General features: G+C 64.4%; 24 protein-coding genes. 17 read left to right on the top strand and 7 right to left on the bottom strand.

The window, feature by feature from the left end:
• Nucleotides 1-261: 261 nt before the first annotated feature.
• Nucleotides 262-621, bottom strand: a complete 360-nt coding sequence (locus AC24YW_RS34045) for a hypothetical protein (RefSeq protein WP_487486786.1) — start codon at nucleotides 619-621, stop codon at nucleotides 262-264.
• A gap of 87 nt (nucleotides 622-708) precedes the next feature.
• Between AC24YW_RS34045 and AC24YW_RS34040 the strand changes: the two genes are divergently transcribed.
• The 5 genes from AC24YW_RS34040 to AC24YW_RS34020 are packed head-to-tail and all read left to right on the top strand — an operon-like array spanning nucleotide 709 to nucleotide 4,376.
• Nucleotides 709-1,689, top strand: a complete 981-nt coding sequence (locus tag AC24YW_RS34040) for an ABC transporter substrate-binding protein (protein WP_487486799.1) — start codon at nucleotides 709-711, stop codon at nucleotides 1,687-1,689.
• A gap of 1 nt (nucleotide 1,690) precedes the next feature.
• Nucleotides 1,691-2,428: an ABC transporter permease gene (locus AC24YW_RS34035; RefSeq protein ID WP_487486785.1), complete on the top strand. Its 738-nt coding sequence runs from the start codon at nucleotides 1,691-1,693 to the stop codon at nucleotides 2,426-2,428.
• Entirely contained in the window at nucleotides 2,418-3,146 is a 729-nt protein-coding gene (locus AC24YW_RS34030; RefSeq protein ID WP_487486784.1) for an ABC transporter ATP-binding protein, read from the top strand. The genes AC24YW_RS34035 and AC24YW_RS34030 overlap by 11 nt, the downstream gene beginning before the upstream one ends.
• 47 nt (nucleotides 3,147-3,193) lie before the next feature.
• Nucleotides 3,194-4,003, top strand: coding sequence for a pentapeptide repeat-containing protein (locus AC24YW_RS34025; protein WP_487486783.1), 810 nt, complete (start codon nucleotides 3,194-3,196; stop codon nucleotides 4,001-4,003).
• Nucleotides 4,004-4,028: 25 nt separating this feature from the next.
• Complete coding sequence (locus AC24YW_RS34020; RefSeq protein WP_487486782.1) at nucleotides 4,029-4,376, top strand: hypothetical protein; 348 nt, start codon at nucleotides 4,029-4,031, stop codon at nucleotides 4,374-4,376.
• A 21-nt stretch (nucleotides 4,377-4,397) separates the two neighbouring features.
• Here the strand turns inward: AC24YW_RS34020 and AC24YW_RS34015 are convergent, their stop codons facing one another.
• The 5 genes from AC24YW_RS34015 to lanM form a co-directional block, all read right to left on the bottom strand.
• Entirely contained in the window at nucleotides 4,398-4,607 is a 210-nt protein-coding gene (locus tag AC24YW_RS34015; RefSeq protein ID WP_487486781.1) for a hypothetical protein, read from the bottom strand.
• 242 nt (nucleotides 4,608-4,849) lie between these two features.
• Nucleotides 4,850-5,719 (bottom strand): DUF6662 family protein, encoded by an 870-nt coding sequence (locus AC24YW_RS34010; protein WP_487486780.1) that lies wholly within the window; start codon nucleotides 5,717-5,719, stop codon nucleotides 4,850-4,852.
• A gap of 228 nt (nucleotides 5,720-5,947) precedes the next feature.
• Nucleotides 5,948-6,028, bottom strand: coding sequence for a pyrroloquinoline quinone precursor peptide PqqA (pqqA, locus tag AC24YW_RS34005; protein ID WP_008562446.1), 81 nt, complete (start codon nucleotides 6,026-6,028; stop codon nucleotides 5,948-5,950).
• A gap of 208 nt (nucleotides 6,029-6,236) precedes the next feature.
• Nucleotides 6,237-6,566: a hypothetical protein gene (locus tag AC24YW_RS34000; protein ID WP_487486779.1), complete on the bottom strand. Its 330-nt coding sequence runs from the start codon at nucleotides 6,564-6,566 to the stop codon at nucleotides 6,237-6,239.
• Nucleotides 6,567-6,709: 143 nt separating this feature from the next.
• Entirely contained in the window at nucleotides 6,710-7,102 is a 393-nt protein-coding gene (gene lanM / locus AC24YW_RS33995; protein ID WP_487486778.1) for a lanmodulin LanM, read from the bottom strand.
• 318 nt (nucleotides 7,103-7,420) lie between these two features.
• Here lanM and AC24YW_RS33990 point away from each other — a divergent pair, with 318 nt between their 5' ends.
• From AC24YW_RS33990 to AC24YW_RS33970, 5 genes are all read left to right on the top strand, one after another.
• On the top strand, nucleotides 7,421-9,085 hold the full coding sequence (locus AC24YW_RS33990) for a methanol/ethanol family PQQ-dependent dehydrogenase (protein ID WP_487486777.1): 1,665 nt from the start codon (nucleotides 7,421-7,423) through the stop codon (nucleotides 9,083-9,085).
• Nucleotides 9,086-9,095: 10 nt separating this feature from the next.
• The gene (locus AC24YW_RS33985) at nucleotides 9,096-9,452 is read left to right on the top strand and encodes a c-type cytochrome (RefSeq protein WP_487486776.1); all 357 of its coding nucleotides are present in this window, start codon (nucleotides 9,096-9,098) and stop codon (nucleotides 9,450-9,452) included.
• The gene (locus AC24YW_RS33980; protein WP_487486775.1) at nucleotides 9,449-10,378 is read left to right on the top strand and encodes a substrate-binding periplasmic protein; all 930 of its coding nucleotides are present in this window, start codon (nucleotides 9,449-9,451) and stop codon (nucleotides 10,376-10,378) included. The genes AC24YW_RS33985 and AC24YW_RS33980 overlap by 4 nt, the downstream gene beginning before the upstream one ends.
• Before the next feature lie 110 nt (nucleotides 10,379-10,488).
• Nucleotides 10,489-11,478, top strand: a complete 990-nt coding sequence (locus tag AC24YW_RS33975) for a Bug family tripartite tricarboxylate transporter substrate binding protein (RefSeq protein WP_487486774.1) — start codon at nucleotides 10,489-10,491, stop codon at nucleotides 11,476-11,478.
• 126 nt (nucleotides 11,479-11,604) lie between these two features.
• Nucleotides 11,605-12,030, top strand: a complete 426-nt coding sequence (locus AC24YW_RS33970; protein ID WP_487486773.1) for a hypothetical protein — start codon at nucleotides 11,605-11,607, stop codon at nucleotides 12,028-12,030.
• Nucleotides 12,031-12,067: 37 nt separating this feature from the next.
• Here AC24YW_RS33970 and AC24YW_RS33965 read toward each other — a convergent pair whose 3' ends face one another.
• Nucleotides 12,068-13,036, bottom strand: a complete 969-nt coding sequence (locus tag AC24YW_RS33965) for a helix-turn-helix domain-containing protein (RefSeq protein ID WP_025037738.1) — start codon at nucleotides 13,034-13,036, stop codon at nucleotides 12,068-12,070.
• A gap of 511 nt (nucleotides 13,037-13,547) precedes the next feature.
• Here AC24YW_RS33965 and xoxF5 point away from each other — a divergent pair.
• The 7 genes from xoxF5 to AC24YW_RS33930 all read left to right on the top strand — a co-directional run bounded on the left by xoxF5 (nucleotide 13,548) and on the right by AC24YW_RS33930 (nucleotide 21,456).
• Nucleotides 13,548-15,353: a lanthanide-dependent methanol dehydrogenase XoxF5 gene (xoxF5, locus tag AC24YW_RS33960; protein WP_487486798.1), complete on the top strand. Its 1,806-nt coding sequence runs from the start codon at nucleotides 13,548-13,550 to the stop codon at nucleotides 15,351-15,353.
• A gap of 81 nt (nucleotides 15,354-15,434) precedes the next feature.
• A complete protein-coding gene (locus AC24YW_RS33955) occupies nucleotides 15,435-15,956 on the top strand; it encodes a c-type cytochrome, methanol metabolism-related (protein ID WP_487486772.1) in 522 nt (173 codons plus the stop codon).
• Between the two features lie 61 nt (nucleotides 15,957-16,017).
• Nucleotides 16,018-17,127 (top strand): S-(hydroxymethyl)glutathione dehydrogenase/class III alcohol dehydrogenase, encoded by a 1,110-nt coding sequence (locus tag AC24YW_RS33950; RefSeq protein ID WP_027574628.1) that lies wholly within the window; start codon nucleotides 16,018-16,020, stop codon nucleotides 17,125-17,127.
• A 31-nt stretch (nucleotides 17,128-17,158) separates the two neighbouring features.
• A complete protein-coding gene (gene gfa / locus AC24YW_RS33945) occupies nucleotides 17,159-17,722 on the top strand; it encodes an S-(hydroxymethyl)glutathione synthase (RefSeq protein ID WP_130364526.1) in 564 nt (187 codons plus the stop codon).
• A gap of 637 nt (nucleotides 17,723-18,359) precedes the next feature.
• Entirely contained in the window at nucleotides 18,360-18,812 is a 453-nt protein-coding gene (locus AC24YW_RS33940; RefSeq protein WP_487486771.1) for a (2Fe-2S)-binding protein, read from the top strand.
• A 1-nt stretch (nucleotide 18,813) separates the two neighbouring features.
• The gene (locus AC24YW_RS33935) at nucleotides 18,814-21,126 is read left to right on the top strand and encodes a xanthine dehydrogenase family protein molybdopterin-binding subunit (protein ID WP_487486770.1); all 2,313 of its coding nucleotides are present in this window, start codon (nucleotides 18,814-18,816) and stop codon (nucleotides 21,124-21,126) included.
• A gap of 72 nt (nucleotides 21,127-21,198) precedes the next feature.
• Nucleotides 21,199-21,456, top strand: coding sequence for a hypothetical protein (locus tag AC24YW_RS33930; RefSeq protein ID WP_487486769.1), 258 nt, complete (start codon nucleotides 21,199-21,201; stop codon nucleotides 21,454-21,456).
• Nucleotides 21,457-21,490: the final 34 nt, after the last annotated feature.

The following is a 21,490-nucleotide window of genomic DNA, read 5'->3' as shown; positions in this document are numbered from 1 at the left end:
CTCGGCTGCCCCGTCTGCTTCACTGCCATCGCTACCCTCCAAGGCTTTGCCCTAGGGAATCACAAATGGCGAATTACGCAACAGGCCCCTTGTGGGAGAGGCTGGCTCGCCGCGTTAGCGGCGAGACGGGTGAGGGGTATCTCTCCCCGAGCCCAGCTCTCAAACGTTTGAGAACCAGGAGAGAGACCCCTCATCCGGCGCTTCGCGCCACCTTCTCCCACAAGGGGAGAAGGAAGATTGCGCCGTCTGTGCCGCGATAGCTCAAAAACACCTCACCTCGGCTTCCGCCTGCGCGCGCCTCAAGTCATTCACGGCCGAGTTGGCCTGCTCCGAGGTGCGAAACTGCACGCCGAGATCACTGCGCACCTGCGACATGCTGAGCGCGGTTTCTGCGGTAACATAGCGCTCGTAGGGCACGATCGAGGCGACCACGTCGATCGAGCAGGAACATTGCTGGATCGACTGCCGGCTCTCGCCATTCGCCTTCATGCAACCATAGACGTACTCCGCGCGCGCCGCGGTGGGATAATCATTGGCCTCTTCGGCCCCCGCCACGCATACGCTCGCAGCGAGCACCGTCAATGCGGCGACAATCGGTCGTAGCCGTCCGGCCAGATTCATGCGCGTCCTCCCGCTGGTTGCGACCAAGGCTATGCTATGCCTATTGTGCTGAAAAGCACTCTGTCAGAGGAAACGGCTCACAAGGTGATGAGAGTTTTGGCACGAATATCGGCGCTCGCAGCCGTGCTGGCGCTGACGCTGGCCGCACCGGTCGGCGCCGCGGATACGATCCGCCTTGCGGTGCAGAAGACCGGAACATTCTCGTGGGAGCTGGCCGCGATCCGCAGCGCCGGACTCGACAAGGAGGCCGGCCTGTCGCTGGAGGTCACCGAGCTCGCGAGCACCGAGGCCGGCAAGATCGCGATGCGCGCCGGCAGCGCCGACATCATCCTGTCGGACTGGCTGTGGGTATCGCGCGAGCGCACGCTCGGTGCCAAGCTCACGTTCTATCCCTACTCCAGCGCGCTCGGCGCCGTGATGGTGCCGGCCTCTTCGCCGATCAAGACGCTCACCGACCTCAAGGGCCGCAAGCTCGCGGTCGCCGGCGGGGCGATCGACAAGAGCTGGCTGCTGCTGCAGGCGCGGATGAAGCAGGACGGCATCGACCTGAAGTCGGACGCAACGATCGTGTACGGCGCCCCGCCGCTGATCGCCGCCAAATCGCTGGACGGGGAGATGGATGCGAGCCTCAACTTCTGGAATTTCTGCGCCCAGCTCGAGGCCAAGGGTTTCAGGCGCCTCGCCGGCATCGAGGACATCTTGCCGAAGCTGGGTGCCAAAGGCGCGGTCGCCGCGGTCGGCTATGTCTTCGACGAGAGCTGGGCCGCGCGCCATAAGGAGGCCGTCGCGCGCTTCATCGCGATGACCCGCAAGGCCAAGGAGCTGCTGGCGACCTCGGATGCGGCCTGGGACAAGGTCGCGCCGCTCACCGGCACGACCGATCCTGCCCTGCTCAGGACCTACCGCGACCGTTACCGCGACGGCATTCCGCGCCGGAGCATCGATGACGAGGAAAAGGACGCACGCGTGCTCTACCGCGTGCTGGCCGAGATCGGCGGCCGCGATCTCGTCGGCCCCGCAGCCGAGCTCGATCCCGGCACCTTCTATCACGCAGTCCCCGGAGACTGAGGTGCTGCGCCTGCTGTCGTTCACCCTGCTTCTCGCGTTCTGGTGGATTGCCGCGCTCGTGGTCGGCGGCGCGAAGCTGCCCTCCCCGCCGGCGGTGCTTCAGGTGATGATCGCGGAAGCATCAAGCGGCGCGCTGTTCCTGCATCTCGGCGCCACGCTGGCGCGCGTCGCGCTCGCCTTCACCCTGGCGATGTCGCTCGGCAGCGCCATCGGCTACCTCATGGGCCGCGTGAAGCTCGCCGACCGGCTCGGCGATCCCTGGCTGATCCTGCTGCTCAATTTGCCCGCATTGGTCGTGATCGTGCTGGCCTATATCTGGGCCGGGCTCACTGAGGCCGCTGCGATCGCGGCGATCGCGATCAACAAGCTGCCGACCGCCATCGTCACTTTGCGCGAGGGCACGCGCGCGCTCGACCGTTCGCTCGACGAGATGGCGAGCGTGTTCGCAATGCCGCGCTGGCGCGCCTTCCGCCACGTCGTGCTGCCGCAGCTGGCGCCCTATATCGCGGCCTCCGCCCGCTCCGGCCTGTCGCTGGTGTGGAAGATCGTGCTGGTCGCCGAGCTGCTGGGACGGCCGAACGGCGTCGGCTTCGAGATCGGCGTCGCCTTCCAGCTGTTCGACACGCCGCGGCTGCTGGCCTATTCCCTGACCTTCGCCGCCGTCGTGCTCGTCATCGAAACCTTGCTGGTGCAGCCGTTCGAAGCCCGCGCAAACAGGTGGCGGCCCCGTGCGGCTTGAGGTCGATATCACGGGCAAGACCTTCAGAAGTGCCGCGGGCGGAACGCACGAGGTGCTGGCGCCCGTCAAATTCGCGCTGCAATCGGGCGAGGTCGGCGTGCTGATCGGCCCCTCCGGCTGCGGCAAGAGTACGATGCTGCGTATCATCCTGGGACTGGACCACGACTTTGCCGGCCGCGTCGCGCGGCCGCCGGAGGCGCGGATCGGCATGGTGTTCCAGGAGCCGCGCCTGCTGCCGTGGCGCTCGGTCGAGCAGAATGTGCGGCTTGCGGCACCGCACGTTACCGACGCGAAGCTGTCGGAGCTGTTCCGGATCCTGGAGCTGGAAGCGCATCGCGACCACTATCCCGGCGAGCTCTCGCTGGGTTTGGCCCGGCGCGTGGCGCTGGCCCGCGCCTTTGCCGTCGAGCCGGATATTCTGGTGCTCGACGAGCCGCTGGCATCGCTCGATGACGCGCTCGCCGGACGCCTGCGCGATGAGATTGCAACGCTCGTCGCGAGCCGCCCGGTGATGACGCTTTTGGTGACACACAGCCTGGACGATGCAGTGCGCCTGGGCGACCGGCTGTTCTTCCTGTCGCCGCGACCAGCGCGGATCGTCGCAGAGGTGCCTATCGGCATCCCGCGCGATACACGCGGCGAAGCCGAAATTGCGGCGATCAAGGCCGGCCTCGCGCAACGGACTCAAGGCGACAGAACTGAGCGAGATGCCTCATAGCCGGTCGCCTGGCGGACGTGCTAGATTAGCGGGCGGCGGAGCTGATGATGACACGGACAGTCGCCCTCGCAACGCTTGGTCTTGCAGCGCTCAGCCTCGCACTCGTTGCGGTGACGGCGGGCGCGCAGGACATGATGCGTGGCGTCGACCTCACCTCGCCCGCGATGGTCTCGGCTGAAATGACGAGGCCGGAGGTCGAGGCCATGTTGGCCAAAGCGAGCCCAAAGCAGCCTGCCGATTTCACCGGCAAACGCCTGTCGGGTCTCGATCTCTCGGGGCTGGACCTGTCCAACACGGTTCTCCGCGCCGCGCGGCTCAACAAGACAATACTTCGAGACGCCAGGCTGGACGGTGCGATCCTCGATCAGGCGTGGCTGCTGGATGCGGATCTTACCGGCGCAAGCCTGAAGGGCGCCAATCTGTTCGCCTCGCAAATGGCCCGCGCGCGCCTCGACGGCGCGAACCTGTCAGGAGCGCGCATCGCTGCCGACCTCACCGGCGCAAGCCTGGTCGGCGCCTCGATCGCGGACGCGAATCTTGGCGCCGATATGCGCAACCAGTCGATGGGGCTGATGCGCGCGGTGCTTAGATCCGCCAAGCTTGAACGGCTGAACGCGCGCAACGCCGATTTGTCGCGCGTCGACCTAGAATTCGCAGTCCTCAGGGGCGCCGATCTGACCGGCGCATCACTGAAAAACGCCCAACTCGGCGGAGCCGATCTGACCGGCGCCATCGTCATCGACGCCGATTTCGACGGCGCCGATCTCGTCTCGGCGAAGCTGATCGCACCAAACGGCCTTGACCGCGCCAAGAATTTCGACAAGGCAAAGAACCGCGAGCGCCTGATCAAGGAATGACGGCGCCCTTTGGGAGGACTGGCTGATGCGTGGGGTTCTTGCTTTGACCGCGTTGTTGACGCTTGCCGGCGAAGCCGCCGCGCAGACCAAGGGCAAGGGCATAAGGCTCTGGAATCTCACGACGGAGACCATCTCCGGCTTCCAGCTCGCACCCGCGGGCAAGACCGACTGGGGTCCGAACCAGTGCCTGAATGACAAGGACAAGGAGGTCGACCACGACGAGCGGCTGCGCATCACCGGCGTCGAGCCCGGCCGCTACGATGCCAAGGTCAGTTACCCCAATGCACGGCAGTGCATCGTCCGCGATATCGAGATCAAGGCGGATGCAGTGTTCTCGATTGCGGACAAGGATCTGAAGGACTGCACCAAGTAGCGTTCGAACAGCTCTTGCAGCTCACGCCTTGTCGTTCGGGCGCGGATATTCGCAGCGCCACTTCACCGCGTGCCACTTCGGATGCTCACCGACCCATTGCGCGATGTAGGGCGGCGCGGCCATCGCGCATTGCCGCGGCGACCCGGAATAGTGGAACACCAGATGCTGCTCCTCGCAGGTCGCAGGCGAGAGCACCGCGCACACAGTCACCACCAGGTCAATCGGGTTCATGCCGGGATCCTCCCGCAAGGGGGCGATGGAGAGATTAGCACATGAAGCTACGCGCGAAGGAGGGGGAAGTTTCAAACGGGGTGAATTCCTTCTCCCCTTGTGCGAGAAGGTGGCGCGAAGCGCCGGATGAGGGCTTCTCACCGCGACCCCAAACGCGAGTTGGACTCGCAGAGAGAACCCCTCACCCGTCTCGCCGCTATCGCGGCGAGACACCCTCTCCCACAAGAGGGGAAAACGCACCGCTAGAAATTCACGCCGAACACCAGTCGTGCCTGATGCCGCTCGAAATTGACGAGGTCGAGATTGCCGCCTGAGCCGGCCGGGCGCCCCCAGGCCTGCATGCTCCAGCTCATGGTGAGCCGGGAGCGCTCGGAGAGCTGGAAATAGGCGGTGGGGCCGACAAACAGGGCCTGGCCCGAGAACTCGCTAAGCCCGATGCCCTCATATTGCCGGAAGTAGCGCATCTCGCCGCCAAGCAGCACATTAGGCCGCACCCGCACCAGGCCGGCAAACGCGGCCCCGATCGCCGAGCTCTTCTCGGAAGCCCCTCCAATCTCGAAACGCGCCCATTCCGGCTGGTAGATCAGGTTGAGGGCGCCGATGGCGAAGTTCGGGACGAGTTCGCGATCGAAGGCGAGCGTGAATTCCGTGCCATACATCCGCCCCTTCGCGCCGCTGGTCTCGTCGATGCGGTCGCCGTGGAGCTCAGCCGCAATCGTGAAGCCGAATGGCGCGCGCTCACGGTCGAGCAGGCGATAGCGCAGGTCAAGCGAGATGCCCTGGAAGTTGAACTGGCGGCGGTCGTCGATGTCAGGGACGCCGGTGATGTGGTGCAAGCTGGCGGTGCCGCCAACCTCGACACGAAAATTCGGCAGCGGCACCACCTCGATCTCGACCTCGTGTTCGAGGGCGCGATAAGCGGCCGCGCCTTTGCCGAAGCGCCCCGTCGTCTGGGTCTGGAATTCGCGCTCGCCGACATTGCCGATATCGGTGCCGATCATGAAGCCGAAGATGTGCTCGGTATCAAAACCTGCCTCGGCGCTGCTGCGCGCCGGCGCCAGCACGATCGCGCACACGATCACCGTCCAGAACTTGCAGGCTCTGCTGCCCATCCCGTGCCCCAAAGGCGCGCGCCGCTATGATGCGGCAACAGCGCTGACCGGGCGCCAGCGTAACACACTGCCGCAGAGCACGGTCGAGTTTTTGCGGCGAGAGAATTGAAGCCCGTCCACGCGCGGCTTTCGCGTCAATCCGCAAAGCATGCAGCACGGCGAGGCGAGGTCCGACACTGCCACGGCTCCGACGGCGTTCGCCATCGAAACCGCGGCAGGTCGTCAGTCTTACTTGCGCGAGGCGCAGGCGTACATGTTGATTTCCATGCCGACCGGCACTTCCACGATCTTCGGAGCTTTCCAAGCCATTCGGGTCTCCCAAGGTATTGAGCGCGACATCGCGCGGCGAAAAACCTAGGGCTGCGTCGAGTGCAGTTCAAGCCTCGTTCGACGCACCTGTGCCGATTCTTCGCAGCAGCATTTCTCTCTCGGACAAAGCAAGTTCCCTCTCGGTCAAAACGCGACCATCGAGACACTGCCTTGTGCAACGCACCGCGCGTCGAGTCGATAGGTGCCGTCAGCAGCCCTTGCCGGCCATTTCGGCGTTCGGCTTGGCGCCTGCGGCGCGCTGAGCCGCCGTCGGCTCGCTCTGCATTTGCCGCTGCGCATCCTCGGACGACGCCGGCGATTCACCGCTGGCACGGTTCATCGTGCTGGTCGGCGGATGCTGGCTGGTATCGCTCGCTGAACCGGACGTGTGCGATTGTGCGGAGCCCACCGTGACCGGGCCCGAACCGGCATCCTTGTCGGTGCTGGCGCTGCCGGTGTTGCAGGGACCGGCGACGGCAACCCCGGCGCTCAGCGTCAGGATCGCGCAGGCAGCAAGAAGGGAACGCTTCGTATTCATCTGCATCTCCTTTTTCTCCCGCAGCGCAGCCCCGGCGCCGGCAGGACATGCGGAGAAACAGGCCGAGCGGCCTGATGTTCCCGAGCATCAGGCCGGAATGGTCGCAAACGTTGCGCCCGTCATGCCTGGTCCGGTCTGGGCGCTCACCGGAGCAATCGCACGAGCGCGCGACCGGCGCGCGAATTCAGCTCCTTCGCATCCAGCGTTCCGTCCTTGTCGGGATTGGCTGCGTTGAAACGCTGCTCGACCACCGACAGATATTCGTCGAGGGTGAGGGTCCCGTCGCGATCGGGGTCGGCTGCGGCGAGTTCTTTCGCGCTCAACCGTCCCCGCAATTCGCGCGCATCGAGCGTGGCGTCGCGATCGGGATCGAGCTTTGCGAACATGGCGGCGGCGGCCTTCTTCACCTCGGCAAGATCGAGCGTGCCGTCATTGTCGGTGTCGAACAACTTGACCGCATTGCCGGAGGCCGACCACGCCGGACCGGCCGAAACTGCAATCACAAGTGCAAGGACAAGCGAGCGAGCCGACATCATCGAGACCTCCTGACATGGAGCCCCGGATCGATGGGGCAGAGCCGAGATAAACCCGCAAGCGGCCGTCGGTTCAAGTCCGAACTTGCAACTTGCGCGCGCCACAACCGGTGGAAATGCGTTGACCTGTTCACGATCGCGCTTCGCGCCGCGGAATTTCTCAGCGTCTGCGCACAAGTTGGAGTTGCCTTTGTCAGGTTTCCGTCAGGTGACCGCCGACGATATCGGCACGGCAGTTACGACTTTCGTATTGACGCGTTTTGGTTTCCGACGGAGTGTTGCAGCCGCAGCGTCAAAAGGCGCGCATATTGGGAGGAACGGATGAAACGCTTTGCGATGGCCGCGGGCCTCGTCATGCTTGCGTCAACCTGTGCAAATGCACAAACCACCGAGCAGTTGGTCAAGGGTGCGACCGACACATCGAACGTTCTCAATTACGGAATGGGCTACAATCTCCAGCGCTTCTCGACTCTGAAGCAGATCAACAAGGATACGATCAAGAACCTGGTCCCGGTCTGGAACTACTCCTTCAACGACGATCGCAGTGAGGAGTCCCAACCCATCGTCTATCAGGGCGTGATCTATGTGACCACGCACAATGCGACCATGGCGGTGGACGTCAAGACCGGCAAGCAGATCTGGAAGAGCAAGATCGAGTATCCGGCGGAGACGCCGCGCATTGTCTGCTGCGGCATCATCAACCGCGGCGTCGCGATTCACGAGGGCAAGCTGTTCCGAACGACGCTCGATGCCCACGTGGTCGCCATCGACGCCAAGAACGGCAAGGAGCTGTGGCGGCAGAAGGCGGCCGACATCAAGGAGGGCTACTCCATGACGGTGGCTCCGCTGGTCGCCGACGGAGTGGTCATCACCGGCATTTCCGGCGCCGAGTTCGGCACACGCGGCTTCATCGACGGCTGGGATCCGGCAACGGGCAAGCATCTCTGGCGCACCCATTCGATCCCCTCGCCGGACGAGCCCGGCGGCGACACCTGGAAGGGCGACACCTGGAAGCTCGGCGGCGGCTCGACCTGGATCACCGGGTCTTATGATCCCGAGCTGAACACGATCTATTGGGGTATCGGCAATCCCGGGCCGTTCAACTCGGCAGTGCGCCCCGGCGACAATCTCTACACCTGCTCCGTCCTGGCGCTGGATCCCAAGACCGGCAAGATCAAGTGGCACTACCAGTTCTCGCCGAACAATCCGTTCGACTACGACGCCGTGGCCGAGATGGTGCTCGCCGACGTGAACATCGACGGCAAGCCGACCAAGACGCTGATGAATGCCAACCGCAACGGCTTCTTCTACGTGCTCGACCGCACCAACGGGAAGCTGCTCGCGGCCAATCCTTACGTGAAGGTCAATTGGGCGACCGGCATCGACATGAAGACGGGACGTCCGATCGAGACCGACGTGTCTAAGGACGCACGCGAGGGCAAGAAAGTCACCGTCTATCCCTCGATCCTCGGCGGCAAGAACTGGGAGCCGATGTCGTTCAATCCGCAGACCGGCCTTGCCTATGCCAACACGCTCGCGTTCGGCGGCAGGTACAAGACCGAGCCCGTCACCTACAAGCAGGGCGAATGGTATCTCGGCATGGATCTGACCGACCTCTGGGAATACGGCGACGGGCCGCGCGGCCATCTCAAGGCCATCGACCCCATGACCGGCAAATCGAAATGGGAAGCGCCGAGCGACATTCCACGCTTCTCGGGCGTGCTGTCGACGGCCGGTGGCGTCGTATTCTCAGGCGCGCTGACCGGCGAATTCGAGGCCTTCGACGCCGACACCGGCAAGAAGCTCTGGCAGTTCCAGACCGGCTCCGGCATCGAGGGACAGCCGGTGACCTGGCAGCAGGACGGCGTGCAGTATGTCGCCGTGACGAGCGGCTATGGCGGCGTGTACTCGCTGTTCTCCGGCGACGAGCGGCTTGCCAACGTGCCGCCCGGCGGCTCGCTGTGGGTCTTTGCGGTCAAGCAGTAACAAGGGCACGATGCTGAAAGTGATCTCTCACAAGACGGCGGCGATGATCGCCGCCGTCGCGGTGCTGTCGGTCGCGCTTGCGGCGACCGGTCGTGCCGCGGACGACGCGAACGGCAATCCATTGCAGGCTCAGATCGACCACGGCAAGTCGACCTACGCCTCGAAATGCTCGCACTGCCACGGCCCCAATTTGATGAACTCCGGCACCGTCACGCCCGACCTTCGTGCCATTCCCGACGACAAGACGCGCTTCGTCACCACGGTGAAGAACGGCAAGAACAACAAGATGCCACCCTGGGCCGACATTCTCAGCGACGACGAGATCGGAAATCTCTGGGCCTTTGTCTCCAGCCGGAGAAAGCCATGAGGGGCCGGCGCGTTGCCTGGAGCGTTGCGGCCGTTCTGTCCGCGATGGCGTCGGTCGCTCTCGCAGCCGACGATCCCCTGAAGGTCTGCCTCGACGAGGACCGGCCGCCGCTCTCGATGCATCGCCGCGGCAAGCCGGATGCCGGCTTCGACGTGCTGCTGGCGCAGGCGATCGCCGATCGGATGGGACGCCCGCTGAAGATCCAGTGGTTCGAGAGCAGGCTGGACGAGGATTCGAGCCCGCAGCTCGAGGCCAATGCGCTGCTCTCGGACGGGCGCTGCTCGCTGGTCGGCGGCTACGCGCTGACGCAGGATTCGCTCGTCGCACCCGGGATGAAGACGGCGCGCTTGCCGGATTTCGCCGGCGCCACGCGCGAGGATCGGCGGCGCCGCGTCCCGCTCGGCGTGCTCGCGCCGAGCCAGCCCTACATCTATTCGCCGATGACGGTGGTCCTGGGACCGAAGGCTCGCGGCCGCAAGGTCGGCGACATCGGCGATCTCGCCGGCCTTCGTCTCGTCATCGAAAGCGGATCGCTGGGCGATGCCATCCTGATGACCTTCGACAAGGGGCGCCTGATCGACAACATCACCCACCTCGTCCCCGGCCGCGACGATCTCCTCGGCGCACTCGAGCGGGCCGATCATGACGCGACGCTGATCGATCTTGCCCGCTTCGACGCCCATCGCGCCGCGCAGCCGGACACGGCGATCACGGCGTCCGGCTACTACTACCCGATCGGAGCCAATCGCGGCTATGTCGGGCTCGCCGGCGATGGCGCGCTGATCGCGGCCGTTAACAAGGCGCTGACGGAGCTCACGGCTGCGGGCAAGATCGCCGAATTCGGCAAGCAGGCCGGCCTCACCTATCTGCCGCCGCGCGAGCCCGCGATCCTCGGCGATGTCTGGACCAAGATCATCCAGCGTTGAGGCTCTCGCCGCCCGAACACAGTGCGGGCCAATGCGCCAATCTGTCTCGCCTGCGACCGATGGCAGCGACGGCCTGATGCAGTAGGTTCGGCAAAATCAGGGAGAGAATCATGTCCGCCAAGCCCGATCGCCGCCACTTCATCGCCGCCGGTACCAGTGCACTGGCGATTCCGTTCGTCACGCGCGGCGCATCGGCACAGGGCAGCTGGCCGGCGCGGCAGATTCGCATGATCTGCAGCTATCCCGCCGGCGGCCAGACCGACCTGCTCGCGCGCGCCTATGGCGAGTTCATCTCCAAGCAGGTCGGCAAGACCGTCATCATCGAGAACAAGCCCGGCGCCTCCGGCGCGATCGGGACGGCGGAAGTCGCCCGCGCCGAGCCCGACGGCCACACCATCCTGTGCTCGATCTCGACCACCTACATCATGAACCGGGTGGTGATGAAAAATCCCGGCTACGACATGGACAAGGATCTGACGCTCGTCAGCGTCATTCCCGGCGCGGGTCTGTTGCTGGTCGCGAACCCGAAAACCGGAGTCAAGACGCTGGAGGATTTCGTCGCCTTCGCGCGCAAGAGCGGCAAGGTGAACTTCGGCACCTACAGCGCGGGCTCGGCCCCGCACATGACGATCAACGAGCTCAACAAGCAGTACGGCCTCAACATCGAGCCGGTGCATTATCGCGGCGAGGCGCCGATGTGGACGGGAATGCTGGAAGGCACCCTCGATGCCGCGATGGGCAGCTACACGGCCGCGCAGTCGGTCCTGCAAAGCGATCGCGGCACGGTGTTCGCCGTGCATTCGAAGAAGGTCGATGCGATCCCCGCGATCAAGACCCTTCCCGAGCAGGGCGCGACGTCAAAGTTCTTCACAGTGAGCGGATTCACCGGCTGGGCTGTGCCGAAGGCGACGCCGCAAGCCGTGGTCGACCGCCTCGCCGAGCTTTGCGTCGCCGCCAACACCGATCCCAAGGTGAAGGAAGTGCTCGCGACCTTCGTGCTCGAACCCGCGATCGGCTTCAAGGAAACGAATGCGCTGTATCAGCGCGAGCTGCCGATCTGGATCGAGAGCGCGAAGTCGTTGGGCCTCGAGCCGGCCTGACCTTCACACCATGGCCGGGAGGCCGGTTGCTCCCGCCCCGGCCCGGAGTCCGACCAAAGCCCAGTGTCGGAAGCGCGTTTTCCCGTTATGATCGTACCCTTCTGTGGACTGGGAGGGTCGATTTCCGTGTCACCTGATGCAGTCGCCGTCGCCGTGATGATCATCCTGCTCTTTCCGATGAGCTATTTCACGCTGGCATCGCCCGCCTTCCTGCTGGTGAGGCTCGACATCCAGCCCGTCGCCCAGCTGCTGCGCGGCATGTTCAACGCTCATTTTCTGGTGATGCGGGTCGCCGGCGTCATTGCAACGGGGACTCTCCTGCTCGATGGCCGCCTGCTTGCCGCGCTCGGCGTCGGCATGGTCGCGGCCCTGGCGATCTGGGGCCGCCCCTGGTTCATGCAACGGTTCGATGACCAGCTCAGCGCGCGAGACGCGGGTGATGCCGAGGCCGCGCGCCGGTTACGCCGGCTGCATTGGAGCGGAATGCTGGGAAACGCGGTGCTGCTGGTCGCTCTCGTGGCCGGCATTCCCTATGTCGCCATGCCGGCGTGATAGGCGCCGACGCCGCACGAGCGTTCGCTTGAAACGTCTAGTGCTCGCCCGAGCTCGCCGCGCCCTGCTGTGCCTTGTGGATCGAGGACGGCACCACGCCGAAATATTTCCGGAACACCCGGCTGAAATGCGATGAGCTGGAGAACCCCCAGGAGAAGGCGACGTCGGTGATGGTCTTGCCGGCGTGGGCCTCGAGCTCCTGACGGCAGTTCTGCAGCCGCGCCTGCCAGATGTAGTCGCTCACCGTGGTGCCGCGCTCCGAGAACAGCATGTGCAGGTAGCGCTTGGAGCAGCCGAGCTCGGCCGAGATCTGGTCGATGCACAGATCCGGATCGCGCAAGTGCTCGCGGATGAAGAACTGCGCGCGCACATACATCGCTTCGGGCCCGACACGATCGAACATCGTGTCGGCTTCGCGTAGCGGCAGCAGCAGCAGGTCGATCAGCGAATCGGCGACGCCGACCGCGCTGTTGGCCGACAGCTTTGCCGCCTCGTCGAAGGTGGCGTGGACGAAATCGTGGGCGATCCGCCCGGTCCCCGTCTTCGCCGTCAGTTTGCAGGCCGGCATCCGCTGCGACGGGAATCCGCGATCGCGCAGCAGCGCCTTCGGCACGATCACCACGTCATGACGGGTAAAGGCAGGGCTGATGATCGAATGCGGACAGGAGACGTCATAGGCGATGATGTCGCCCGGGTTGATCTCGATGTGACGGCCTTCTTGTTCGAAATAAGACACGCCGTAAGTCTGGAAATGGATTTTTATGTACGGGTGTTCATTGGCCTTGGCGCGCGCCAGCGTGTGCGCGATGCGATGCTGGCTGACCTCGATCTGGCAGAGCTTCAGGCGCGAGACCGTGGTGTAATCAATTCGACCTTCGAGCGAGGACGCCTCCAGCGGATCGACGTCGAAATGCCCGCACAGGCTCGTGAGCCCGTCGATCCAGCTCTGGATCTGCCGCTTCGGCGTCATTCCGGTCGTCGAGAGCGTGTGAATGGTGTCGGACATTAATCCAGCCACTGATTTGATCCGGAGATTCGGCGCGAATCACGACCAGCGCTGCCGGAGCCCTCAGCCGTGATTGCGTGACGTTTACCTCGCATTTGAGCGGTCTCTTGCAACGAGCGCCATCGTTTCATTGCCACTCTCGAACTTAATCCTCCGCCTTAGTTGCAGCGCCGTCAAGGGGAACCTGAGCGCAGAGACGGCCTCGAGGACGCACCGAAGCCGCTGAATTCGCTACTGCAAAATCAAAATCTTCACCTCCGTGCGCTGTCGAGCAAAGCGCCTTCGCTCTTGGGCAAGTTTCCCGATGGCGAAGCCGTTAGGGATTGCTGCAGGAACAACAAGAACGGGCCGCTCCTGCACGTGGACCCGTAGCTCTCATCAGGAGGAGGAAACAGCACAGCATCGTTTCTGGTCCCCACGCGACCGCCCTGCACGAGCAGACGCCGGACGAGAAGCCCGGTGATTGAGCAATGCTTCGGAAACAATAAACGAGACCAACGGAGGAATGACTATGCGCAAGGTGCTACTGGCGACCTGTCTTGGTTCGGCGGCGGCTCTCGCCGTCGGCAGCGCTTCAGCCAATGACGAGCTGATCAAGATGTCGCAGAACCCGAAAGACTGGGTGATGCCGGCGGGCGACTACGCCAACACCCGCTATTCGAAGCTGAACCAGATCAACGCACAGAATGTCGGGAAACTCCAAGTTGCCTGGACCTTCTCGACCGGCGTGCTACGTGGCCACGAAGGTGGGCCGCTGATCATCGGCAACATGATGTATGTCCACACGCCGTTCCCGAACAAGGTCTACGCTATTGACCTTTCGCAAGAGAACAAGATCGTTTGGAAATACGAGCCGAAGCAGGATCCGAACGTCATCCCCGTGATGTGCTGCGACACCGTCAACCGCGGCCTGTCCTACGGCGACGGCAAGATCATCCTGCATCAGGCCGACACCAACCTCGTCGCGCTCGACGCCAAGACCGGCCAGGTGGCCTGGTCGGCAACCAACGGCAATCCCGCGAAGGGCGAGACCGGCACGTCGGCTGCGCTGGTCGTCAAGGACAAGGTTCTGGTCGGCATTTCCGGCGGCGAGTTCGGCGTGCAGTGCCATGTCACCGCATACGACCTCAAATCCGGCAAGCAGGTCTGGCGCGCCTATTCCACGGGCCCGGACGATCAGATCAAGGTGGATCCCGTCAAGACGATGTCGCTCGGCAAGCCGGTCGGCCCGGACTCTTCGCTGAAGACCTGGCAGGGCGATCAGTGGAAGATCGGCGGCGGCTGCACCTGGGGCTGGCTCTCCTACGACCCCTCTCTGAACCTCGTCTATTACGGCTCGGGCAACCCATCGACCTGGAACCCGAAGCAGCGGCCCGGCGACAACAAATGGTCGATGGCGATCTTCGCCCGCGACGCCGACACCGGCATGGCGAAGTGGGTCTACCAGATGACGCCCCACGACGAATGGGACTATGACGGCGTCAACGAAATGATCCTCAGCGACCAGCAGATCAACGGTCAGAACCGCAAGCTGCTGACGCACTTCGACCGCAACGGCCTCGCCTACACCATGGACCGCGAGAGCGGCGAACTGCTGGTCGCCGAGAAGTACGACCCGAAGGTGAACTGGACCAGCGGCGTCGACATGGACAAGAACTCGCCGACCTACGGCCGTCCCAAGGTCGTCGCACAATACTCGACCGAGCACGGCGGAGAGGACAAGAACACGAAGGGCATCTGCCCGGCCGCGCTTGGCACCAAGGACCAGCAGCCGGCGGCCTACTCGCCCGACACGCAGCTGTTCTACGTTCCGACCAACCACGTCTGCATGGATTACGAGCCGTTCAAGGTGAGCTACACCGCGGGTCAGCCCTATGTGGGTGCGACGCTCTCGATGTATCCGCCGCAGGGCGAAAGCCACATGGGCAACTTCATCGCCTGGGACAACAAGACCGGCAAGATCGTCTGGTCGAACAAGGAGCAGTTCTCGGTCTGGTCGGGTGCGCTCGCGACCGCCGGAGGCGTGGTGTTCTACGGCACGCTCGAAGGCTACCTGAAGGCGGTCGACGCCAAGTCCGGCAAGGAGCTCTACAAGTTCAAGACTCCCTCCGGCATCATCGGCAACGTCACCACCTATGAGAACGGCGGCAAGCAGTATGTCGCAGTGCTCTCCGGCGTGGGTGGCTGGGCCGGCATCGGTCTCGCCGCAGGCCTGACCGATCCGACTGCAGGTCTCGGTGCGGTTGGTGGCTACGCGGCCCTCAGCAACTACACGGCGCTCGGCGGTACGCTGACCGTGTTCTCGCTGCCGAACTAAACCCGTCAGCATCGCTCCGGCGCGTGGATCGCTCCACGCGCCGGCTCGTCTCCACCGAATGTCGGCCGAGGAAACAATCTCTTGCGTAAAATCTGCTTTGTCATTGCTGCGACGATCTTGGTTGCGTCCGCAGGAATTGCGGTCGCGGACGGTCCGGGCGATCCGGCCGCCGTGAAGAAGGAAGACGACGGGAAGTGGCTCGATAAGGAGGGAATTCCGACCTACAAGATTTCGGCCGACGGCACCGTGGACTGGTTCACCTATTCCGGCTATCGCCGCTATCACTCCGACTGCCACGTCTGCCATGGCCCGGATGGCATGGGCTCCACTTACGCGCCGGCGCTCAAGGATTCCGTCAAGTCCATGAGCTATGGCGATTTCCTCGGCGTGGTCGCCTCCGGTCGCAAGAACATCTCGACCGCGCAGGAGAACGTCATGCCGGCCTTCGGAGACAATCCGAACGTGGCCTGCTACATGGACGACCTGTACGTCTATCTGCGCGCCCGCTCCACCGAAGCATGGGGCCGGCAGCGTCCCGCCAAGAAGGAAGAGAAGACAGAGGCGTACAAAAAGGCGGAAGACGTCTGCATGGGCAACAAATGAACGTTACGAGGACTGCCAGGACCAACTTCTTGGCGTCCGATGAGAATTTGAGGAGCTACCGATGAAGACACGTGCCGCCGTTGCTTTCGAAGCCAAGAAGCCGCTCGAGATCGTCGAGGTCGATCTGGAGGGACCGAAGGCCGGCGAAGTCCTGGTCGAGATCAAGGCGACGGGCATCTGCCACACCGACGCGTACACGCTCGACGGCTTCGACAGCGAGGGAATCTTCCCGTCGATCCTGGGACATGAGGGGGCCGGCATCATCCGCGAGATCGGCCCGGGCGTGACCTCGGTGAAGCCGGGCGATCACGTCATCCCGCTCTACACGCCGGAATGCCGGCAGTGCAAGAGCTGCCTCAGCCAGAAGACCAATCTCTGCACCGCGATCCGCGCGACGCAGGGCAAGGGCGTAATGCCCGACGGCACCAGCCGCTTCTCCTACAAGGGCAAGCCGATCTACCACTACATGGGCTGCTCGACCTTCTCGAACTTCACCGTGCTGCCCGAGATCGCGGTCGCCAAGATCCGCGAGGACGCGCCGTTCGACAAGAGCTGCTACATCGGCTGCGGCGTCACCACCGGCGTCGGCGCCGTCGTCAACACCGCCAAGGTCACGCCGGGCTCCAACGTGGTGGTGTTCGGCCTCGGCGGCATCGGCCTCAACGTCATCCAGGGCGCCAAGATGGCCGGCGCCGACAAGATCATCGGCGTCGACATCAACGATTCCAAGGAGGAATGGGGTCGCAGGTTCGGCATGACCGACTTCGTCAACCCGAAGAAGATCACCGGCGACATCGTTCAGCACCTCGTCGGCCTCACCGACGGCGGTGCCGACTACACCTTCGACTGCACCGGCAACACCACCGTGATGCGCCAGGCGCTGGAAGCCTGCCATCGCGGCTGGGGCACCTCGATCATCATCGGCGTCGCCGAGGCCGGCAAGGAGATCGCCACCCGCCCGTTCCAGCTCGTCACCGGGCGCAACTGGCGCGGCACGGCCTTCGGCGGCGCGCGCGGGCGCACCGACGTGCCGAAGATCGTCGACTGGTACATGAACGGAAAGATCCAGATCGATCCGATGATCACCCACGTGCTCAAGCTCGAGGAGATCAACAAGGGCTTTGACCTCATGCATGAGGGCAAATCCATCCGTTCAGTCGTCGTGTTCTAGCCCGAAAACGTCACACCAAGGAGGATCGACCATGACTGTTGCACTCCATCCCTCGATCGACAACGGCATCAAGCAAGGCAGCGGCAGCTTCGCCGGCGGCACCCTGGTCTGCAAATGCAGCGACCACCCGGTGAAGGTCGGCATCAAGGGCGACGTCGCCCACAACCATGCCTGCGGTTGCACCAAGTGCTGGAAGCCGCAAGGTGCGACCTTCTCCGTCGTCGCCGTTGTGCCGCGTCAGAACGTCACCGTGCTCGAGAACGGCGACAAGCTCCAGATCGTCGACCCCTCCGCCGTGATCCAGCGCCACGCCTGCAAGGCCTGCGGCACGCACATGTACGGCCGGATCGAGAACAAGAACCACCCGTTCTACGGCCTCGATTTCATCCATCCCGAACTGTTCCAGGAGCAGGGCTCGCAGGCGCCGCAATTCGCCGCCTTCGTTTCTTCCGTGATCGAATCGGGTGTGAAGCCCGAGCAGATGGCCGGCATCCGTTCGCGGCTGAAGGAGATCGGCCTCGAGCCCTACGACTGCCTGTCGCCGGCCCTGATGGACGCGATCGCGACCCATGTCGCGAAGGCCAAGGCCGCTTAGGGAGGCGCCGAGGAGGGCTGCCTGGCCGGCCGCCAGACCTTGGCCATACCATCTTCGGCTCGCTGGCGCCCGCCGCCGGCGAGCCGCACCGGTCTCCCGCTGCCGGACCAATGCGGCGCGATGCCGCGCTTCTGCACCACGCGTGAGTGAGGGCCATCGGCTCCTCAGTCCTGGTCTCTGAATGACTGCGCAGGACCGTCCGCTTCCCGCTTGAAGTTCGCGGCGCTCTGCGTTCTCCCTCCCTCGACTGAGGCCTACTGCTTCGTCCGTTCGGTGCAGCTGGCGGACGAAGCTTTTTTCGTTGTGCCCATTTGATGCGCAACGTGGCGGATGACGCGCCCTGCTTTTGACAAACCGTCGATGCAATCTTTTCCCGGTGAGAACACCCGGCTGTGAACGCCGGGTCGGCGCGATCTCTGCTAGGGTCGCGGCGTCACGATGCCGCACGACACAATCAATCAAGAAGAAAACGGGAGGTATCGAGCACATCCAGACATCGCCATCCGCGTTTCCGCCTCCGTCCGGGATTTGCCCGCGCGGGACCACGGCGGGATGTGGCGAGACGCTGCACGAACCGTCGCCGACCGGCGTCGGCGGAGTTTGAATTTGGCATGCTTATGAAGAGCGAGGCACGATCATGATCAAGGTGAAGATCAACGGCCAGGAACAGAGCTGGGACGGCGACCCGGATCTCCCGCTACTCTGGTTCCTGCGCGACGAGGCCGGGCTCACCGGCACCAAATACGGCTGCGGCCAGGCCCTGTGCGGCGCCTGCACGGTCATCGTCGACAAGCAAGCGGTGCGCGCCTGCATTACCTCCGTCAACGACGTCGCCGGACGCGAGGTCACCACGATCGAGGGGCTGCATCCGAACGGCGATCACCCGGTACAGAAGGCGTGGCGCCAGGTCAACGTGCCCCAATGCGGCTTCTGCCAGGCCGGCCAGATCATGCAGGCCGCGGCGCTTCTGATGGAAAATCCAAAGCCGTCGCACGACCAGATCCGCGAGGCGATGGCCGGCAACATCTGCCGCTGCGGCTGCTACCAGCGCATCGAGAACGCCGTCCATCTCGCATCGACGGGAGTGTGACATGAATTTCATCGACAATCCCCGCAAGCTTCGCGGCTTCGAAAAGCACATTAAGGTCCAGAAGGTGTCGCGCCGCAGCATCCTGAAGGGGCTCGGCGTCACCGGCGGCTTCGTGCTCGCCGCCCCCGTGATGTCGCGCCAGGCGCTCGCCTACGAGACCGGCGCCGGCAAGATGCCGCATGGCGTCGTGGTCGATCCGCGCGTGTTCGTTTCGGTGGGCGCCGATGGCATCGTCACCATCGTCGGGCACCGTTCGGAAATGGGCACCGGCGTGCGCACCAGCCTGCCGCTAATCGTGGCCGAGGAGATGGAGGCCGACTGGTCCCGGGTCAAGGTGCAGCAAGCCCATGGCGACGAGGTCAAGTTCGGCAACCAAGACACAGACGGCTCGCGCAGCACGCGGCATTATCTGATCCCGATGCGCCAGATCGGCGCCTCAGCCCGCACCATGCTGGAGCAGGCCGCGGCCAAGCGCTGGGGCGTGCCGGCGACCGAGGTCAAGGCGGTCAACCACGAGGTCGTGCACAGCGCCAGCGGCCGCAAGCTCGGCTTCGGCGAGCTCGCGGCCGACGCCGCCAAGGAATCGGTGCCCAGCATCGAGGGTCTCAAGCTGAAGGACCCCAAGAACTTCCGCTATCTCGGCAAGGGCCAGGTCGGCATCGTCGATCTGCACGACATCACCACCGGCAAGGCGCATTACGGCGCCGACGTGCGGCTGCCCGGCATGAAATATGCCGTGATCGCCCGTCCGCCGGTGACCGGCGGCAAGCTGGTCAAGTTCGAGCCGGAGGAGGCGCTGAAGGTCCCCGGTGTCGAGAAGGTGATGCAGGTGCGCGGCTGGCCCTGGCCTTCGAAATTCCAGCCGCTCGGCGGGGTCGCGGTGATCGCGCGCAACACAGGCGCGGCGATCAAGGGCCGCGACGCGCTGAAGCTGACCTGGGACGACGGTCCCAACGGGAAGTACGACTCCGTCGCCTACCGCAAGGAGCTCGAAGAGGCTTCGCGCAAGCCCGGCCTCGTGCTGCGCAAGGAGGGCGATGCGGACGCTGCGTTGAAGAGCGCCGACAAGGTGATCGTCGGCGAGTACTACCTTCCGCATCTCGCCCACGTCGCCATGGAGCCGCCGGTGGCGGTCGCGGACGTCAAGGGCGACAAGGCCGAGATCTGGGCGCCGGTGCAGAGTCCCGGCGGCACCCGCGAGGACGTCGCCAAGACGCTCGGCATTCCCGAAGCCAACGTCACGGTCAACGTGACGCTGCTCGGCGGCGGGTTCGGACGCAAGTCGAAATGCGACTTTGCGCTCGAAGCCGCGTTGCTCTCGAAGGAGCTCGGTGCGCCGGTGAAGGTGCAGTGGACGCGGGAGGACGACATCCACAACGGCTTCCTGCACACCGTCTCGGTCGAGCGGATCGAGGCCGGCCTCGACAAGAGCGGCAAGGTGATCGCCTGGCGCCACCGCAGCGTAGCTCCCAGCATCGCCTCGACCTTTGCCGCCGGCACGGTGCATCAGGCGCCGTTCGAGATCGGCATGGGTCTGGTCGATATGCCGTTCGAGATCGCGAACATCTCGTGTGAGAACCCGGAAGCCGCGGCGTTCACCCGCATCGGCTGGTTCCGCTCGGTCTCGAATATCCCGCGCGCCTTCGCCGTCCAGTCGATGGTCGGCGAGATCGCGCAGGCAACCGGCCGCGACCAGAAAGACATGCTGCTTGAGCTGATCGGCTCGCCTCGCATCGTCAAGCCCAACGTGAAGGACCTCTGGAATTACGGCGAGCCCCAGGACAGCTACCCGATCGACACCGCGCGCCTGCGCAAGGTGGTCGAGCTGGTCGCCGAGAAGGGCGAGTGGGGACGAAAGGTGCCGAAGGGCCACGGTCTCGGCATCGCCGTGCACCGCAGCTTCGTCAGCTATATCGCGACCATCGTCGAGGTCGCCGTCGACGACAAGGGCAAGCTGACGGTGCCGCGGGTCGACACGGCGATCGATTGCGGCACCTATGTCAACCCCGAGCGTATCGCTTCGCAGATCGAGGGCGCGGCCATCATGGGGCTCAGTCTCGCCAAATACGGCGAGATCACCTTCAAGGACGGCAAGGTGCAGCAGAAGAATTTTGACGACTTCCAGGTCGTCAGGATGGACGACTCGCCTGTGGTGACCAACGTCTACATCGTGCCGCCGGGACCCGACACGCCGCCGAGCGGCGTCGGCGAGCCCGGCGTTCCTCCGTTCGCGCCGGCCCTGATCAACGCGATCTTCGCGGCGACGGGAAAACGCATCCGCGCGCTTCCGATCGGCAAGCAATTGGAGGCGTGAGACGGAACCGGAGCGCGAGGCGGAACACTGGGCGTCTCGCGCCGTTTCCATCGATCTGACAGGAGCAGATCGATGACCAACATCTCAAGGGCGCTCGCAGTGTCGCTGTCGGGCGCCTTTCTTTTGACCGCCACGGGCGCATTCGCCCAGAGCAACACGACACCCCCGGCCACCGCGACGCGCCCCACCGGTCCCGACCAGACTTCGCTGCCGAACGCCAACGCCCCGCCCGCCACCACCACCCAGACCACCGGGCAGCACAATCCGGATCCCAAGATTCGCGAGATGAACCAGAAGGAGAAGGACAAGGTCGACCGCGAGGGGAAGTAGTCCCCGCACCACATGCGTCATGGCGACCAGTGTC

Source organism: Bradyrhizobium sp. USDA3516 (genome assembly GCF_057651995.1).
The sequence above is the reverse complement of the archived record's forward strand: the minus strand, read 5'-3'. Positions and strand labels throughout refer to the sequence as shown.